The 16,784-nt window shown below is 44.7% G+C and carries 17 protein-coding genes; 2 read left to right on the forward strand and 15 right to left on the reverse strand.

The features are described from left to right. Positions 1–9: 9 nt before the first annotated feature. Complete coding sequence (locus tag QS795_RS16010; protein ID WP_036949262.1) at positions 10–630, reverse strand: peptidylprolyl isomerase; 621 nt, start codon at positions 628–630, stop codon at positions 10–12. Positions 631–838: 208 nt separating this feature from the next. Here QS795_RS16010 and QS795_RS16015 point away from each other — a divergent pair, with 208 nt between their 5' ends. Then, entirely contained in the window at positions 839–1,441 is a 603-nt protein-coding gene (locus tag QS795_RS16015) for a LysM-like peptidoglycan-binding domain-containing protein (RefSeq protein WP_286269988.1), read from the forward strand. 169 nt (positions 1,442–1,610) lie between these two features. Then, a complete protein-coding gene (locus QS795_RS16020; RefSeq protein WP_286269990.1) occupies positions 1,611–2,375 on the forward strand; it encodes a CDP-diacylglycerol diphosphatase in 765 nt (254 codons plus the stop codon). A 93-nt stretch (positions 2,376–2,468) separates the two neighbouring features. On the opposite strand, the gene rplI is transcribed toward QS795_RS16020, so the two are convergent. The 14 genes from rplI to mutL all read right to left on the reverse strand — a co-directional run bounded on the left by rplI (position 2,469) and on the right by mutL (position 16,782). Beyond that, positions 2,469–2,918 carry a 50S ribosomal protein L9 gene (rplI, locus tag QS795_RS16025; protein WP_036948960.1) on the reverse strand — a complete coding sequence of 150 codons (450 nt, stop codon included), beginning with the start codon at positions 2,916–2,918 and terminating at the stop codon, positions 2,469–2,471. A 38-nt stretch (positions 2,919–2,956) separates the two neighbouring features. Next, positions 2,957–3,184 (reverse strand): 30S ribosomal protein S18, encoded by a 228-nt coding sequence (gene rpsR, locus QS795_RS16030; protein WP_000135199.1) that lies wholly within the window; start codon positions 3,182–3,184, stop codon positions 2,957–2,959. A 4-nt stretch (positions 3,185–3,188) separates the two neighbouring features. Then, the gene (gene priB / locus QS795_RS16035; RefSeq protein WP_036948958.1) at positions 3,189–3,506 is read right to left on the reverse strand and encodes a primosomal replication protein N; all 318 of its coding nucleotides are present in this window, start codon (positions 3,504–3,506) and stop codon (positions 3,189–3,191) included. An 8-nt stretch (positions 3,507–3,514) separates the two neighbouring features. Further along, complete coding sequence (gene rpsF, locus QS795_RS16040; protein ID WP_154603049.1) at positions 3,515–3,910, reverse strand: 30S ribosomal protein S6; 396 nt, start codon at positions 3,908–3,910, stop codon at positions 3,515–3,517. A gap of 165 nt (positions 3,911–4,075) precedes the next feature. After that, a complete protein-coding gene (gene rlmB, locus QS795_RS16045) occupies positions 4,076–4,813 on the reverse strand; it encodes a 23S rRNA (guanosine(2251)-2'-O)-methyltransferase RlmB (RefSeq protein ID WP_154603050.1) in 738 nt (245 codons plus the stop codon). 83 nt (positions 4,814–4,896) lie between these two features. Further along, positions 4,897–7,377, reverse strand: coding sequence for a ribonuclease R (gene rnr, locus QS795_RS16050; protein WP_286269993.1), 2,481 nt, complete (start codon positions 7,375–7,377; stop codon positions 4,897–4,899). Positions 7,378–7,418: 41 nt separating this feature from the next. Continuing rightward, positions 7,419–7,841 carry a nitric oxide-sensing transcriptional repressor NsrR gene (gene nsrR, locus QS795_RS16055; protein WP_036948950.1) on the reverse strand — a complete coding sequence of 141 codons (423 nt, stop codon included), beginning with the start codon at positions 7,839–7,841 and terminating at the stop codon, positions 7,419–7,421. A gap of 293 nt (positions 7,842–8,134) precedes the next feature. Beyond that, the gene (locus QS795_RS16060; protein WP_286269996.1) at positions 8,135–9,436 is read right to left on the reverse strand and encodes an adenylosuccinate synthase; all 1,302 of its coding nucleotides are present in this window, start codon (positions 9,434–9,436) and stop codon (positions 8,135–8,137) included. A 285-nt stretch (positions 9,437–9,721) separates the two neighbouring features. Continuing rightward, positions 9,722–10,723: a protease modulator HflC gene (gene hflC / locus QS795_RS16065; RefSeq protein ID WP_154603053.1), complete on the reverse strand. Its 1,002-nt coding sequence runs from the start codon at positions 10,721–10,723 to the stop codon at positions 9,722–9,724. Positions 10,724–10,725: 2 nt separating this feature from the next. Continuing rightward, entirely contained in the window at positions 10,726–11,934 is a 1,209-nt protein-coding gene (gene hflK / locus QS795_RS16070; RefSeq protein WP_154628847.1) for an FtsH protease activity modulator HflK, read from the reverse strand. 173 nt (positions 11,935–12,107) lie between these two features. Beyond that, positions 12,108–13,388: a ribosome rescue GTPase HflX gene (gene hflX, locus QS795_RS16075; RefSeq protein WP_154603055.1), complete on the reverse strand. Its 1,281-nt coding sequence runs from the start codon at positions 13,386–13,388 to the stop codon at positions 12,108–12,110. A 91-nt stretch (positions 13,389–13,479) separates the two neighbouring features. After that, positions 13,480–13,776: an RNA chaperone Hfq gene (gene hfq / locus QS795_RS16080; RefSeq protein WP_006662385.1), complete on the reverse strand. Its 297-nt coding sequence runs from the start codon at positions 13,774–13,776 to the stop codon at positions 13,480–13,482. A 107-nt stretch (positions 13,777–13,883) separates the two neighbouring features. After that, positions 13,884–14,825, reverse strand: a complete 942-nt coding sequence (gene miaA, locus QS795_RS16085) for a tRNA (adenosine(37)-N6)-dimethylallyltransferase MiaA (protein WP_286269998.1) — start codon at positions 14,823–14,825, stop codon at positions 13,884–13,886. Next, a complete protein-coding gene (gene mutL / locus QS795_RS16090; protein ID WP_318626634.1) occupies positions 14,818–16,782 on the reverse strand; it encodes a DNA mismatch repair endonuclease MutL in 1,965 nt (654 codons plus the stop codon). The genes miaA and mutL overlap by 8 nt, the downstream gene beginning before the upstream one ends. Positions 16,783–16,784: the final 2 nt, after the last annotated feature.

Raw genomic sequence — 16,784 nt, forward strand, 5'->3', positions numbered from 1 at the left:
AGTCAGAAATTACAAAATTTCCAGTAACTCAACTTCGAAAACAAGAGTGCTGAATGGAGGGATAGATGCACCTGCACCGCGCTCACCGTAAGCTAATTCATGAGGAATGTATAATTCCCATTTTGAACCCACAGGCATTAATGTCAGCGCTTCAATCCAACCTGGGATCACGCCACTCACTGGGAATTCTGCTGGTTGACCGCGCTGTACGGAGCTGTCGAACACAGTACCGTCAATTAAACGGCCTGTATAATGAACGCGAACGCGATCAGAACGCGCTGGGATTGCGCCTTCACCTTGGTTGATCACAGAGAACTGCAAACCAGACTCAGTAGTCGATACGCCGTCTTTCTTCTGGTTCTCATCTAAGAATTTTTGACCTTCTGCAGCCAGTTCTTTTTGACGCTCTTGGCGAACTGCATCTGCACGTTCGTGCATTTCACGCAGTGCTTTATGCAGCGCTTCAACTGGAACTGATGGCATGTTGCCTTCTAAAGAATCAGTCAGACCCGCTAAAATTGCGTCTGGAACTAAGCCTTCTAGTCCTGATTCTAATAATTGCTGTCCAATTTGTAGACCAATGCCATAGCTCGCTTGAGCTTCTACTGAATCAAAGTTTTGGTTTGCCATGAAAATACCCATTTCATTTTTTGAGAAAAACCAAGGATAGCAGCCCCTTTCCTATGGGTAAACCTAAACCCGATCACGGAAGAATAAAACTGTCTAAATTATTCAGTGTTCTCCTAAATTAGCCTTCAACTTGTTAATTTACGCGTAAATAGTGCTAGTATGCGTTAAAACGTCTGTGATTAATTATTCCTCAAATATAGGAGGGGTCATGTTGAGACTATCCACTTTTCATCGCTATGGAATTGCTATTCTAGCGCTGGTCGTTATTGCTGCCTTATTTTGGCCATCTAGCGATAAGCCGAATACCGCGCAGAATAATACGGGCAATATACCGAATCAGCCAATAGTGATCCCACCAACTGCACAGCCAAATCCAATCCCTGATACGGTATTATCGCAGCCAGAACAACCGACAACCAACATCCCAGATACATCACCGACATTGCCAAGTGAGCCGGAAGTTATTCAAGAGCCGCAAACGTCTCAACCGACACAGCAGCCAAGTACTAGTGCGCCATCACAGCCGTCAACCACTCGCCCTTCAGCTAATGAATGGCAGAATTATCGCGTTCAAAAAGGGAAAACATTGGCGCAGCTATTTCGTGATAATAACTTGCAGGCGAATGATGCATTTATCATGGCAAAAGTTGAAGGCTCAGAAAAACCCCTTAGTAACTTGCAACAAGGGCAGAAAATCCGATTAAAAGCCAATGGTAAAGGTGAAGTTCAACAGCTGGAAATCACAGCAACCAACGGCCAAACCTATGGCTTTACGCGCTTAAGCGATGGTAGCTATTATCGAACACCTTAGTTTGTCTTTTAACGCCGGGTATTTCATACAATAACCCGACTTTTCTTTTATTTTCAGAATAAAAATTCAATGGAGACGTTATTTGATGACGTCTCTCACCATAAACTACGTATAATCACTGTTCTTTATTACACTTAATGGTTAAACAGGGAAAAGAACAGGAAAATCTATGCAGAAAAACAACAATACCTGCAAAAAGAAGCTCATTAAAATTATTGCGGCCGTAATTTTACTCCTACTGCTCAGTGTTATTGGCTATATTTCATGGATTAAATACCATGCGGATGGGCTGTGGAATATCATTAGCCAGCAGTGCATTGCTATCAATGATCCCGACCAGCGTAATCCATCTTGCTTGAAAGTGGATTTAGACAATCGCTATGTACTATTTAAAGATAAAAAAGGCCCGGTTCATAATTTGGTACTACCGACCGATAAAGTCAGTGGTATCGAATCCCCTTTATTACTTGAAGATAATAGTCCTGATTACTTTACGCTTGCCTGGAATGAGCGAGAGAGCGTTAGCCCCGCGGGCCAACCCGCTATTAGCGATGATAAACTCGCCTTAGCGATTAATTCACAATATGGGCGTTCACAAGATCAACTTCATATCCATATTGCTTGCCTAAAACCACAAGTTATTGAGCTAGTTAACCAACATGCGGATGCGATTAAATCTGAATGGCATGTTTTTCCTGTGCCGTTAGAAGGTCATGAATATTGGGTGAAAAAGTTAGATAGCCAACAGAGTCCTTTCAAGCAGTTAAATGAGTATGTTCAAGCACATAATGACAGCATGGGGAACTATGGACTGGCTGTGACGGAGCTGAAAGATGGTTCGATGGTATTATTAGCGAATCGTACGGATGTTTGGCAGTTTAATTTAGGTAGTGCGGGAGAATTGCTGGATTACCAATGTTCAGTTAATCAGTAAGTTTTCCATACCCTAGAAATAAAAAAACACCGGATCCCCGGTGTTTTTTTATTGTGCCACCGAGTTAACAGTGGCAACTATCATCATTATTGATTACTCAGCAACGATGATAACGTTCAGCTCTGCGAAAACATCGCTGTGTAACTGGAAGTGAACTTCGTGGTCACCAGTAGTACGCAGAACGCCGTTTGGCAGGCGAACTTCGCTTTTCGCAACTTTAACGCCAGCCGCAGTGATTGCGTCAGCGATGTCACGAGTACCGATTGAACCGAACAGTTTACCTTCGTCACCAGCTTTAGAAGCCAGAGTAACAGAACCCAGCGCAGTAACAGCTGCTGCACGAGCCTGTGCTGCTGCCAGAACGTCAGCTAATTTAGCTTCCAGTTCAGCACGGCGAGCTTCGAAGAATTCAACGTTTTTCTTAGTTGCAGGAACAGCTTTGCCCTGTGGTACTAAGAAGTTACGAGCGTAGCCCGATTTAACGTTAACTTGGTCACCCAGGCTACCTAGGTTAGCTACTTTATCAAGCAGAATAACTTGCATTACCTTATCCTCTATTAGTCGTTAATGGACTGTACCAATTACTGATGACGATCAGTGTATGGTAACAGAGACAGGTAGCGAGCGCGCTTGATAGCACGAGCGAGCTGGCGTTGATATTTTGCACGAGTACCGGTGATACGGCTTGGTACAATTTTACCACTTTCAGTGATATAGTTTTTCAGCGTTGCGATATCTTTATAGTCGATCTCTTGAACGCCTTCCGCTGTGAAACGGCAGAACTTGCGACGACGGAAATAACGTGCCATATGGCTAGTCTCCAGAATCTATCAAATCAATCTGCTCGGCATGTAAGACTAATTTACTGATTCCATTACGTCCCTGATGGGTGCTAATGAAACCTGTAACAGTAATCAGACTGCCGACCGTTATACTGTGAGTATGGGTTTGTAAGGCTTGTCCGCTGGCAATGACGGGCATTCTGCACCATGCTTGCCGTGACATTCCAGCTTCCTGTTGTCCAGAACGATGTTCTAAAACAAACTGGCAATGTGGAATGCCGGACGGACTCACTTTTCGAATCAATGCTTTACAGACTGTGCCTGTCAACACTAGACGATTAGTGATCACCTGAGCAATTACTCTTCAGAATCCCCAGTTTCTTCTGCTTCTTCGTCTTGATATTCATCAGACATGTCACGGCCGCGACGTTCGTCTTTGGCTTTGACCATTGGAGAAGCTTCTGTTACTGCGTGTTTTAAGCGCATAACCATGCTGCGGATAACGGCATCGTTGAAGCGGAAGTTAGTTTCCAGCTCATCAATCGCTTCCTGTGGAGCTTCTACGTTCAGCAGAACATAGTGAGCTTTGTGCAGTTTGTTGATTGGGTAAGCCAGTTGACGACGGCCCCAGTCTTCCAGACGGTGAATCTGACCTTGTGCGTTAGTGATAACAGCACTGTAACGCTCGATCATGCCCGGAACCTGTTCGCTTTGGTCAGGATGGACCATAAAAACGATTTCGTAATGACGCATTAGTAGTTGCTCCTTACGGATTATTAGCCTCCTGTCTGGGTTAACCGCGGCCCGCGGAGGCAAGGAACTTGTTGAGTGCGGCTAAAAAATTGACGCGTAACTATACCCATCCCAGATAAAAAACTCAAGAGATGGGGACAAATTAAGCAAAAATTATTTTATGATTTATTTGGCAATGCGTTGGCGAACTGCTTCAAACAGACAAACGCCCGTTGCTACAGAGACGTTCAGTGATGAAACTGAGCCCGCCATTGGAATACTAATCAACTCGTCGCAATGTTCACGAGTCAAACGACGCATACCTTCACCTTCCGCGCCCATCACTAATGCGATAGAGCCAGTCAGCTTACTTTGATACAAGTTATGGTCAGCTTCACCGGCGGTGCCAACAATCCACACATTGTATTCTTGCAGTAAACGTAAGGTTCTTGCCAAGTTAGTCACGCGGATCAACGGAACGTTTTCCGCTGCGCCACAGGCGACTTTCTTCGCGGTTGCATTCAACTGTGCAGATTTGTCTTTCGGGACAATCACCGCATGAACACCAGCTGCGTCTGCGCTACGTAAACACGCGCCTAAGTTGTGTGGGTCAGTCACGCCATCGAGGATCAGTAAAAATGGCGATTCGGTGCTTTCCAGTAAATCCGGGAGATCCCCTTCTTGATACTGCTTGCCGGCTAGCACATTGGCGATAATCCCTTGGTGTACCGCACCTTCAGTTTGTGCGTCCATCCATTGGCGATTTGCCACTTGCACCACAATGCCCAACGCTTCGATTTCATGAACGATAGGCATCAGGCGGCGGTCTTCACGACCTTTTAAAATATAGACTTCTTTAATACGTTGCGGTGAACGCTCAAGCAGGGCTTTCACTGCGTGAATGCCGTAAATAATTTCGCTCATAAATATCTTTTAGGTTGAGAACATTAAATAGGTGGAAAATCAAAAGGTGGCGATTTCCCGCCACCTTGTATCATGAAACGCGCTTATCCCTCTTGTTTTTGGGATTTTTTCGCCACGCGTTTTGCTTTTAACTTGGCACTGATTTTTTTGGTTTTATCGGATGGCTTTTTGCTTTTCGCTTTACCGTTTCCTTTACCTTCAGGTTTTGCGTCCTTGCTGTCTTTCTTGCCTTTTTTCTCTGAACGACGAAATGCAGAATCAGGTTCGAAGTTTTTCTCTTTGCTCACATCGCCTTTTCGACGGGCTGAACGTGTCGCATTTTTAACTTCTTTCTTCATCTTATCCCGTGTGGTTTTACCCGGATTTTTCGCTTTTCGTGTCGTTGAAATTAAAGCAAAATCAATGGTGCGCTCATCCATATGTACCGCTTCTACACGGATTTCCACTTCATCGCCAAGACGATAAGTTGTACCGGAAGATTCACCAATTAAGCGCTGTCCAACCGCATCATAACGATAATAGTCGTTATCAAGAGTCGAAATATGCACTAAGCCATCAATAAACAGGTCATTTAAGCGAACAAAGAAACCAAAACCTGTCACGCTAGTGATAAGTCCAGTAAACACTTGGCCCACTTGGTCTTGCATGAAGTCACATTTTAACCAATCTGCGACGTCACGGGTAGCTTCATCTGCACGACGCTCAGTCAGTGAGCAGTGCTCGCCCAATTGCAGCATGCTGTCCATATCGGAGTGCCATCCACCCGTTTCCGTCCAGCGCTTATCTCCATGACCATGCTCTTTTGCCAGTAAGTATTTAATACCACGATGCAAAGTTAAGTCAGGATAACGACGAATTGGCGAGGTAAAGTGGGCATATGATTTCAGACCTAAACCAAAGTGACCGCGGTTTTCTGGATCATAAATCGCTTGCTTCATGGAGCGTAAAATCATGGTCTGTAACAGCTCATGGTCTGGGCGCTCAGCCACTTCGTTCATTACTTGGGCGTAATCTTTTGGCTCTGGCTTCATGCCACCCGGCAGCGTCAAACCTAACTCGCTGAATACTGAGCGTAAGTTCATAACGCTCTCTTCTTTCGGACGGTCATGCACGCGGTATAGGGCAGGCTCTTCGTTTTTCTCAACAAATCGCGCCGCCGCAATATTAGCTAAAATCATGCACTCTTCAATTAATTTGTGTGCATCATTACGTTCTACAGGCTCAATACGCTCAATACGGCGTTCCGCATTGAAGATAAATTTGGCTTCTTCAGATTCAAACGAGATAGCGCCACGCTCAATACGCGCTGCATCTAACGCTTTGTATAATTGGTGTAAATGCTCGATATGAGGCACTAACGCTTTGTAGTGCTCGCGTAGCTCTTCATCCCCTTGCAGCATTTTCCACACTTTGGTGTAAGTTAAACGCGCGTGGGAGCTCATCACCGCTTCATAGAATTTATATGAAGAGAGTTTTCCGGATGCCGAAACCGTCATTTCACACACCATACACAGACGATCTACGCCTGGGTTGAGTGAACATAATCCGTTAGACAGCACTTCCGGTAGCATTGGAACAACTTGGGATGGGAAGTAGACCGAGTTACCACGACTATGGGCTTCCGTATCCAGTGCAGTTTGTGGGCGAACATAATAGCTCACATCGGCAATCGCCACCCATAAACGCCAGCCGCCACCTTTTTTCGGTGCACAGTAAACGGCGTCATCGAAGTCACGAGCATCTTCGCCATCGATGGTAACGAGTGGAAGATCGCGAAGATCCACACGCCCTTTCTTCGCAGCTTCAGGAACTGTTTCACTGTAATCAGCCACTTGCTTTGTCACTTGTGGCGGCCAAGAGTGCGGAATTTCATGAGTACGTAATGCGATTTCTACCGCCATGCCCGTACCCATGGTTTCACCGAGTACTTCGACAATATTCCCAACAGCTTGAGAGCGGCGTTGTGGGCGAGTTTCTAATTCAACCACCACCACGTTACCCATACGGGCGCCACATTGCTTGTCTTTAGGAATTAAAATATCGAAACTTAAACGACCATCATCAGGAACGACAAACCCCATTCCCGCTTCAATAAAATAGCGCCCAACAATTTGGTTATTGCGCGGCTCTAATACACGTACAACACGCACTTCGGTGCGTCCTTTACGGTCTTGACCATAAGGTTGAGCCAAAATCACATCACCATGTAAAGCGCGCTTCATCTCATCTTGAGATAAGTAGTAATCTTCTTTTTTACCTTCGACACGCAAGAAACCATAGCCATCACGGTGGCCAATAACTTTACCTTTTAATAGGTCAATACGTTCTGGTAATGCATAACATTTGCGGCGAGTGAAAACTAACTGTCCATCACGTTCCATCGCACGTAAGCGACGACGCAATGCTTCCAATTCATCTTCCGTAGAGAGGTTGAGTAACTGTGCAATTTCTTCACGGTTTGCAGGGGCTGTGCGCTTAGATAAGAGATCTAAAATAAACTCTCTACTCGGAATTGGGGATTCGTATTTTTCTGCTTCTCTTTCCTGAAAAGGATCGTTTGACATTGTTACCTCCATTGTCATCAGAGTGATAAATTACTGAGACATTAATCGAGCAGTAATTGATACAGCGGACTATTATCTTTGACCATGTCCGCTAGCGTATATTGGTCTAGTTCTTGTAAAAATTGTTGTATCGCCTTTTGTAGCACACCTTTTAGGCGGCAGGCTGGCGTAATATGGCAAAATTCGCCACTACAATTGACTAGAGTGAGTGGTTCTAATGCGCGAACGACATCACCGATCCGGATTGATTCCGCCGGTTGACCCAGTGCGATCCCGCCATTTTTACCACGAGTGGCTTTTACATAGCCAAGGTGACTTAGCTGATTGATAATTTTAACCATGTGATTACGAGAAACACCATACACCTCAGTAACTTGTGTAATGCTCGTCATCTGCCCTTTTTCTAGGGCGGCTAAGTAGATTAGGGCTCGTAACCCATAGTCAGTAAAACTTGTCAGCTGCACAATCACCTCAAAAATTTTTTGGCGCTACAAATATGTCATGAAATACTTATCTGCCATTTTCGTTATATTTGTTTTCTGGCTACCATCTAAAGTACATTTTGAACGATTTTCTACAGTATATCGCCTTAGTTTTAGTCTAGCCCATCCTTGCATGTAAAGATGCTTGTAATGGCACATAATGTTCAACTTGATGGATATTATCTGAAAATTTTAGCGTTTTATCAAAAAGGAATTCATCGGAAGGAAAATGGGAGAGATAAAAAAACAGCGCTCAGTGAGCGCTGTTCTGTCTATTACTCAACATCAAACGGATCACGCAGGATCATCGTTTCTGAACGGTCTGGGCCAGTTGAAATAATATCAACAGGGATACCAGTCAGTTCTTCAATACGTTGGATGTAATCTAAAGCTGCTTGTGGCAGTAGCGCTCTTTCTTTAACGCCGAAAGTCGTTTCGCTCCAACCAGGCATGACTTCATACACTGGCTCTAAGCCTTCCCACTCATCAGCGGCTAAAGGTGTAGTTTCTAACACGGTGCCATCTTTACGACGATAACCTACACAGATTTTTACTTCTTTTAAGCCATCTAAAACGTCCAGCTTAGTTAAGCAGAAACCTGACAGAGAGTTAATTTGTACAGCACGGTTAATAGCTACGATGTCTAACCAACCAGTACGACGCTTACGACCCGTGGTTGCGCCGAATTCTTGGCCTTTCTCACGCAGGAATTCACCCGTTTCATCGAACAGTTCAGTTGGGAATGGACCCGCACCAACACGTGTTGAATAAGCCTTGATGATCCCCAGCACGTAGTTCACGTAACGTGGACCTAAGCCAGAACCTGTTGCAACACCACCCGCTGTTGTGTTTGAGGAGGTTACATACGGATAAGTACCGTGGTCGATATCCAGCAGAGTACCTTGCGCACCTTCAAACATGACTAATTCATTCTTCTGATGTGCTTTATAGAGCAAATCAGAAACATCAATTACCATGCTAGTCAGAAGATCTGAAACAGACATGATGTAATCTAATGTTTCTTGGTAATCAACCGCAGGCTCTTTGTAATAGTTAACCAGTTGGAAGTTATGGTATTCGATGATTTCTTTTAATTTTTCAGCGAAAGTTGCTTTATCGAATAAGTCACCAACACGCAGACCACGACGTGCAACTTTATCTTCGTATGCAGGACCGATACCACGACCAGTTGTACCGATAGCTTTTGCTCCACGCGCTTTTTCACGCGCATTGTCTAATGCGATGTGGTAAGGCAGGATCAGTGGGCATGCTTCAGAGATACGTAAACGCTCACGAACAGGAACACCGCGATCTTCCAGTTCTTTCATCTCTTTCATTAAAGCATCAGGCGCAAGAACAACACCATTAGCAATGATGCTGATGACATTTTCACGAAGAATACCGGATGGAATTAAGTGGAGAACGGTTTTTTCACCGTTTACAACAAGAGTATGGCCAGCATTATGGCCGCCCTGATAGCGAACTACATATTTAGCTCGTTCTGTCAGCAAGTCAACGATCTTGCCCTTCCCTTCGTCACCCCATTGGGTGCCCAGTACGACAACGTTCTTACCCATTTCGAAATACACTCGGTTGCTTAAAAATGAATTCTACCATCAAAAATGAACTGTTCCAGTGATATTTTGGCATTACAAAAATTTTTTTCTAGAAAGCAAGTAAAATGGTAGTTTTATTTCTGTCGTAGACTCAAAGTGAATTTTCTCAACCTGAGCAGCTCAAATTTTCCCTGAAAAATCCATCACTTAAAACGACAGGCGAAAAAAAGCCCACCGAAGCGGGCTTTTCTTTATTAGATTAACAGTAATTTAAGCTCGTTGCACGTAACTTAAGCTGTTTATCATTTAATCCGTTGAACGCAGCTGAGTTGGTGCCTTCATAAAGCGGAAGAAATCTGTATCTGGGCTAAGCACCATTACGTCATCACCACTTTTGAAGCTTTGCTCATAAGCACGCAGGCTACGAATAAAGGCATAGAACTCTGGGTCTTGGTTGAATGCATCAGCAAACAGTTTCGTTGCCATTGCATCACCTTCACCTCGCAGGGTCAGTGCTGTACGCTCTGATTCTGCCAGTGTTTCTGTTACCGTCTTATCCGCTACCGCACGAATCTTGGTTGCTTCTTCTTGACCTTGTGAACGGTGCTGACGCGCTACCGCTTCACGCTCTGCACGCATACGCGCATAGATGGCTTCAGAAACTTCGTTTGGTAATTCAATACGTTTGATACGCACGTCAACCACTTCGATACCTAACGCCGCCATACTGTTTGCATTTACAACCAGTGGCTTCAGGTTGGTTTCTTTTTCAACGCGAGCCGCTGCATCTGCAATTGCAGCATCAGCGTCTTTAGTTGCTTCGTCGGTTGCGGTACCTTTGTTCAGTGCATCACGAACATCAACAGTTAAGCGACCACGAGAGTCAGTGATGATGTCTTTAACACTTAAACGACCAAACTCAGAACGTAAACGGTCACTGAACTTACGTTTTAACAGGGTTTCCGCTTGGAATGGGTTACCGCCGCCAGTCGCTACATAGTAACGACTGAAGTCAGTGACACGCCATTTCAGGTATGAATCCACCATTAAGTCTTTGTTTTCGCTAGTCAGGTAACGGTCAGCTTGAATTTCTAACGTCTGAATACGTGCATCTAGCATTTTCACAGTTTCAATAAATGGAACTTTGAAATGTAGACCTGGTTCATAAACGATAGGTTTATTCTCAGAATCACGTAAAACCTTACCAAAGCGTAATACAATACCGCGCTCAGTTTGAGGAACAATAAAGATTGATGCGTAGGCAACAGCTAAAACAGCAATCACTACAAAAATAAATGACTTACGCATGATTATTGTCTCCCTACTCTAACTGCATCACCACGCACAGGATTGTTTGGCTGCGCAGGTGCTGAACTCGTAGAAGATGAATTGTTCGTTGAGTTCGTCATTCTTGCTGACTGATTCACTTTTGGTGCTGCAGTCGTATTGCCCGTCGCACCACGCATGATTTGATCCAACGGCAGTACTAACATGCTGTTGCTCTTATCGTTAGCAATCACTTTACGTGTATTTGCTAATACGCGTTCCATCGTTTCGATGTACAAACGTTCGCGGGTAATTTCTGGTGCAGCACGATATTCAGGTAGCATTTTTGCAAAGCTTGCGACCTCACCCTCTGCTTTGAAGACGACGCTCGCCTTGTAAGCTTCAGCTTCTTCGATCATACGTTGTGCGTTACCTTTCGCGAGAGGCAGAACTTCGTTTCGGTAAGCGTGCGCTTCACGAATCGTTTTTTGTTCTTCTTCCCTTGCGGAAATTACATCATCAAACGCCGCTTTAACATCTTCAGGCGGACGAGCCGCTTGGAAGTTGACGTCCAGCAGGGTAATACCCATTTTGTATGGTGCAATCGTTGCTTCTAGCTCTTTTTGCGTAACATCACGGATAAAGGCGCGATTCGTAGTCAACACTTGCTCCATGGCAGATTGACCAATAACACCACGCACCGCACTATCCAGCGCTTGACGCAGACTATTATCAGGATTAGTCACGCTAAACAGGTATTGAGCAGGATCAGTAACACGGTACTGAACGTTCATTTCAACGCGGATAACGTTTTCATCTGATGTCAACATCATACCGTTAGTCGCTTGTTCGCGAACAGTTTCAACGTTCACAGGAACAACTTGATCAATAAACGTTGGTTTCCAGTTCAGACCAGGGCCAACAACACCACTATATTCACCAAAACGTAAGACTACGCCACGGTCACTTTCTTTAATGGTATAGAAGCCTGAGCCCGCCCAAACTACGACAACCGCAGCAAGTGCTAACATACCTAAACGGCCACTCAGTTGTGATGGCTGTTTATTATTGCCTTCACCACCGCCTTTATTACCACCGCCGCCAAGCTTGCTGCCTATTTTACGAAAGAGATCGTCGAGATCATAAGCCCCAGGTTTCCGACCACCTTTGTTCCCGCCAGAGTTGCTGCCTTTATTGCCGCTTCCCCACGGATCGCGGTCTTGTCCGTCATTACCGGGCTGATTCCACGCCATGTTTTAGCTCCATTCTTTATGATTGATTTTTAGGGCTAAGAGCGATATTTCTCATCATTCATTTCACCCATGGGTGTCTTGAATCAAGTCGAGGATATTGGGCTCTTAATATCAATTCCATTGCCTAACTGTGTTGCGGTTAACTCAGCCAACTGACTGTTTTAACATCATTTTTAAACAACATAGTTAGGTAATTGTTGCTCCTGCTTGCATAAACGTCGCCAATCCACCATTGGCATACGCACCTCAAGTCCAATGGTGCCGTCTTCTTCTTGCCATTCACGTTCGATGGATTGAAGTTGATAAAAACGACTCCGTAAGCGACCTTCATTCGGTGGTAAACGCAATTCAAAATGTGCGATCTCACCTGAAAGGCGTTCCGTTAATGCTTGAAGCAACAAAGGGATACCTTCACCTGTTTGCGCTGAAACCCAGACACGAACTGGCTTGTTATCCTCATCTCTGTCAATACGCGGGACAAAATCGTCGAGCATATCAACTTTGTTCATCACTAAAAGTGTTGGGATTTCATTTGCTTCGATTTCTTCCAGCACACTGTCAACCGCTTGGATATTTTCATCCAGTCGGACATCAACTGCATCAATCACATGGAGCAGTAAAGTGGCTTCACGCGTTTCTTGCAGAGTTGCTTTAAATGCAGCAACCAGATCATGTGGAAGGTGGCGAATAAAACCCACGGTGTCCGCTAAAACGACAGTGCCTACATCATCAACATCGATACGACGTAAAGTAGGATCTAACGTAGCAAACAGTTGGTCTGCTGCGTAAACATCTGCCGATGTCATCCGATTAAATAAACTGGATTTTCCGGCGTTGGTGTAGCCCACCAAGGAAACAGTTGGAATATCTGCTTTACTTCTTGATTGACGACCTTGCTCACGCTGTTTTTCGACTCGTCCAAGACGAGATAAAATCTGTTTGATTTTATCTCTGAGTAATCGACGGTCAGTTTCAAGCTGTGTCTCGCCGGGACCACGTAAACCAATCCCGCCTTTTTGGCGCTCAAGGTGCGTCCATCCTCTCACTAAGCGAGTGGATAAATGCCGTAATTGAGCTAATTCAACTTGAAGTTTACCTTCATGCGTACGCGCACGTTGTGCAAATATATCTAAAATTACCCCTGTACGATCAACGACCTTACATTGGCAAACCCGTTCGAGATTACGTTCTTGAGCAGGGCTAAGTGTGTGGTTAAATAGCACCACATCCGCACCACTAGCTTCGACGGCTTCAGCGATTTCTTCAGCTTTCCCTTCCCCAACGAAAAATTTTGGGTGGGGCGCCTTACGGCTGCCAGTCACTATTTGTACAGGTTTAACGCCAGCAGACGTCACTAGGGACTCAAATTCTGCTAAATTATCAACGTCTTTTTCTTGATCAAAAAAGACATGGACCAGTACAGCTAGTTCACCGCCTTCATACCTATCAAACAAGGTGTAACCTCTTAGGCTAAACAATAATTGCAAAGGAAAGACACAGGTATAGTCTCCCTACCCATGCTTTCCTTGTTTTTAGCGTACAGTCTTACTCAGCTGATTCGCCATCTTGCCCAGCAGAAGCACCACCGTGGTAGTTGCCATTGCCAGCGCCAGCAGTACCAGTACCGCTATGATGAGAAACAGGGCGTGCTGGAACCACAGTAGAGATAGCGTGTTTATAAACCATCTGGCTAACTGTGTTTTTCAGCAAAATAACAAATTGGTCAAAAGATTCGATTTGACCCTGCAATTTAATACCATTAACTAAATAAATAGAGACCGGAACCCTTTCACGACGTAATGCGTTCAGGAACGGATCTTGCAAAGATTGCCCCTTAGCCATTCTATGTTTTCCTTATTTTGTTGTTTTTTAAATGAGAATCTTTCGATTCCTAAAAATTACTACTCAAAAATTACGCTTAACGCTTTAATTGTACACAAAGAATAGCCCTATGCACTAATAACCTGTATAACGGTGTCAAGCGCTTGCTGAGGTTGTTCACTATCTAACCGATGAACATTGTCCCAGCTTCTCAACCAAGTGATCTGCCGTTTAGCCAATTGGCGCGTCGCGCAAATCCCTCGATAAACCATTTCATCATAATCTATTTCACCATCGAGATAAGACCACATTTGCCGATAACCTACGCAACGAATGGAAGGTAAATCAACATGGAGATCGCCTCGTTGGTATAGCGCTTTCACTTCGTCTTCAAACCCTGCTTCTAGCATTAAACGAAAACGTCGTTCGATACGCTCATGTAAAATTTTACGATCTTGTGGCTCAATAGCAAACTGAAACACATTATAAGGCAATTCTGTGCCTGCTGTTTGAGTCATTTCAGTCAAAGTTTGTCCCGAAATGAGATATACCTCTAAAGCTCGGGATAATCTTTGTGGATCATTAGGATGAATACGTGCCGCAGAGATGGGATCGACCTCAGCCAAACGACGATGTACTTCAGCCCAACCTTGTTCTTTTGCTATGCTCTCAATTGCCTCACGCACTTCAGGAGAGGCCGATGGTAGCGGTGACAAGCCTTCTAATAAGGCTTTAAAATAGAGCATGGTGCCGCCAACCAGTAATGGAATCTTACCTTGAGACGAAATTTCATCCATTACATTTAATGCGTCACGACGAAAATCGGCCGCAGAATAAGGCTGAGATGGATCGAGGATATCTATCAAACGATGCGGGGCTTGGCTCAGCTCTTCTTGATTAGGCTTCGCGGTACCAATATCCATTCCTCGATAAATCAATGCCGAATCGACACTAATGATCTCCACAGGCAAATGCTTGCGTAATTCGATGGCCAATGCCGTTTTGCCCGAAGCCGTTGGCCCCATTAAGAAGATGGCATTAGGTTTTTGTTGAGTTACTAAATCACTCATTTGTCAGTGTAGCTACCACAGGTTGTAAATTAATTAATTGTAATAATGTTGGCGGTGGATTTGCCACCCACTGCGGACAGATCCGCTCAACATCAGCCAGTAATTGAACTGCCTGCGCCAAACTCCAACTTTCCTCGTTTTTTGTCTGAGAAATCGCATTTGCTAGCCATTGCGCGATATTTTCATTCGAGACACTCTCTTTTGCTGACAAAAACACGATTAAATCAGAAAAAAGCTGCGATAAATTTTGCGTTCTTAGCGGTAACGATACCGTATGAATTGTTACTTTTCCATGAAATATCGAGGCATCGATACCAAATAGTGTCAATTGTTCCTTATAACGTTGCAAAACCTCTATTTCGTCACTTTTTAGTGACAATTTTAAGGGAATTAACAACGGTTGAGGTTTTAATCCACCATTTTCTGGCGTTAATTGAGCCAGCTTGAGTAAGTAATTCGCTTCATTCAAGGATAACAGGATTATCCCTAATGAAGACTCAATTAATGCAAAGTTTTTTGCGTAAATTGTCAATACTTTACCGAATTGGTAGTTATCCGCACTTTTCGCTACAGATTGGCTATCTACAGGATTGACACTCAACGGCTTTCTGTCTGGGAATAACGGTTTTTTATCTTCAGGCGCAACGGGAATCGACATCAAACGTTGATACAGCTCTCCCGCTTTGCGCTCATAGCTTGGCTCTGAGCGGTTATAGCTTGATATTGGACTAGACTTGCCTGCGTGGTCTGAAGTAAAAGTGTTATTTTTACCTGCTACTGACGCATTTCGTGGCTCACTATAAGAAAGAGGAGGCTCTTGAGCATGACTCCGTTGAGTGCCTTGTGGTTTCTCTATTTCCGGTGAAGCCGGAGATGCAAAGTAGTTATCTCCTGCAGATGCTCGGTTTTCAACTTCGTTGGATACCGGTTCTATTCCCGGAAGTTCACTTTCAGTTAGCGCATTAAGCAATACAGTGCGTACCGCTTGATAGATAAAATCATGCACTAATCTGGCTTGATGAAAACGCACTTCATGTTTGGCGGGATGGACGTTCACATCCACTTGCTTAGGGTCAATGGTCAAATACAGCACATAAGCGGGTTGTTGATTTTCATCCAGATGGCCTTCATACGCTTGGCGGATCGCATGGTTGATCAGCTTATCGCGCATCATACGACCATTCACATAGCAATACTGAATATCACTGACTCCGCTCGATGTCGTTGATGGTGCAACCACCCAGCCTTTGATCCCTAAATCACTGTGCTCCCATGAAAGCGCTAACGCGCCTTGCATAAAACCCGTTCCGCAAATTGTACCTAAACGGCGCTCTTGCTGATTGGCATCCTGCGCGGCACGATACTGCTTAACTAATTTGCCATTGTGCGACAAATTAATCGCCACATCAGGGCGAGAAAGCGCAATTCGGCGCACGATTTCATCAATATGCCCAAACTCGGTTTTTTCTGTACGCATAAATTTGCGACGAGCGGGCGTATTGTAAAAGAGATCCAGCACTTCGACCGTTGTGCCATTGGGGTGTGCTGCAGGTTTTACCGTCACCTGCATGTCACGACCTTCTGCATAGGATTGCCATGCTTCAGTTTGCTCAGCGGGTTTGGAGGTTAATGTCAGGCGGGAAACAGAGCTAATACTGGCAAGGGCTTCACCGCGGAAACCCATGCTCATGATCGCTTCAAGGTCATCTAATGTGGCAATTTTACTGGTGGCATGGCGCGCTAGAGCAAGGATCAACTCATCTTTGTTGATCCCACAGCCATTATCCCGAATACGGATCAGCTTTTCTCCCCCTCGCTCAATCTCGATATCGATGCGAGTTGCCCCTGAGTCAAGGCTATTTTCGACTAACTCTTTAACCACGGAGGCGGGTCTTTCGACCACTTCACCCGCCGCTATTTGGTTCGCTAATTGAGGAGAAAGGATCTGGATTGCCATAA

Source organism: Providencia zhijiangensis (assembly GCF_030315915.2).
GTDB classification, from domain to species: domain Bacteria; phylum Pseudomonadota; class Gammaproteobacteria; order Enterobacterales; family Enterobacteriaceae; genus Providencia; species Providencia zhijiangensis.

Coding starts and splice junctions, on each gene's coding strand:
- QS795_RS16010 (WP_036949262.1), bottom strand. CDS start 630: ATGGCAAACCAAAACTTTGATTCAGTAGAAGCTCAAGCGAGCTATGGC.
- QS795_RS16015 (WP_286269988.1), top strand. CDS start 839: ATGTTGAGACTATCCACTTTTCATCGCTATGGAATTGCTATTCTAGCG.
- QS795_RS16020 (WP_286269990.1), top strand. CDS start 1,611: ATGCAGAAAAACAACAATACCTGCAAAAAGAAGCTCATTAAAATTATT.
- rplI (WP_036948960.1), bottom strand. CDS start 2,918: ATGCAAGTTATTCTGCTTGATAAAGTAGCTAACCTAGGTAGCCTGGGT.
- rpsR (WP_000135199.1), bottom strand. CDS start 3,184: ATGGCACGTTATTTCCGTCGTCGCAAGTTCTGCCGTTTCACAGCGGAA.
- rpsF (WP_154603049.1), bottom strand. CDS start 3,910: ATGCGTCATTACGAAATCGTTTTTATGGTCCATCCTGACCAAAGCGAA.
- rlmB (WP_154603050.1), bottom strand. CDS start 4,813: ATGAGCGAAATTATTTACGGCATTCACGCAGTGAAAGCCCTGCTTGAG.
- rnr (WP_286269993.1), bottom strand. CDS start 7,377: ATGTCAAACGATCCTTTTCAGGAAAGAGAAGCAGAAAAATACGAATCC.
- QS795_RS16060 (WP_286269996.1), bottom strand. CDS start 9,436: ATGGGTAAGAACGTTGTCGTACTGGGCACCCAATGGGGTGACGAAGGG.
- hflC (WP_154603053.1), bottom strand. CDS start 10,723: ATGCGTAAGTCATTTATTTTTGTAGTGATTGCTGTTTTAGCTGTTGCC.
- hflK (WP_154628847.1), bottom strand. CDS start 11,934: ATGGCGTGGAATCAGCCCGGTAATGACGGACAAGACCGCGATCCGTGG.
- hfq (WP_006662385.1), bottom strand. CDS start 13,776: ATGGCTAAGGGGCAATCTTTGCAAGATCCGTTCCTGAACGCATTACGT.
- miaA (WP_286269998.1), bottom strand. CDS start 14,825: ATGAGTGATTTAGTAACTCAACAAAAACCTAATGCCATCTTCTTAATG.
- mutL (WP_318626634.1), bottom strand. CDS start 16,782: ATGGCAATCCAGATCCTTTCTCCTCAATTAGCGAACCAAATAGCGGCG.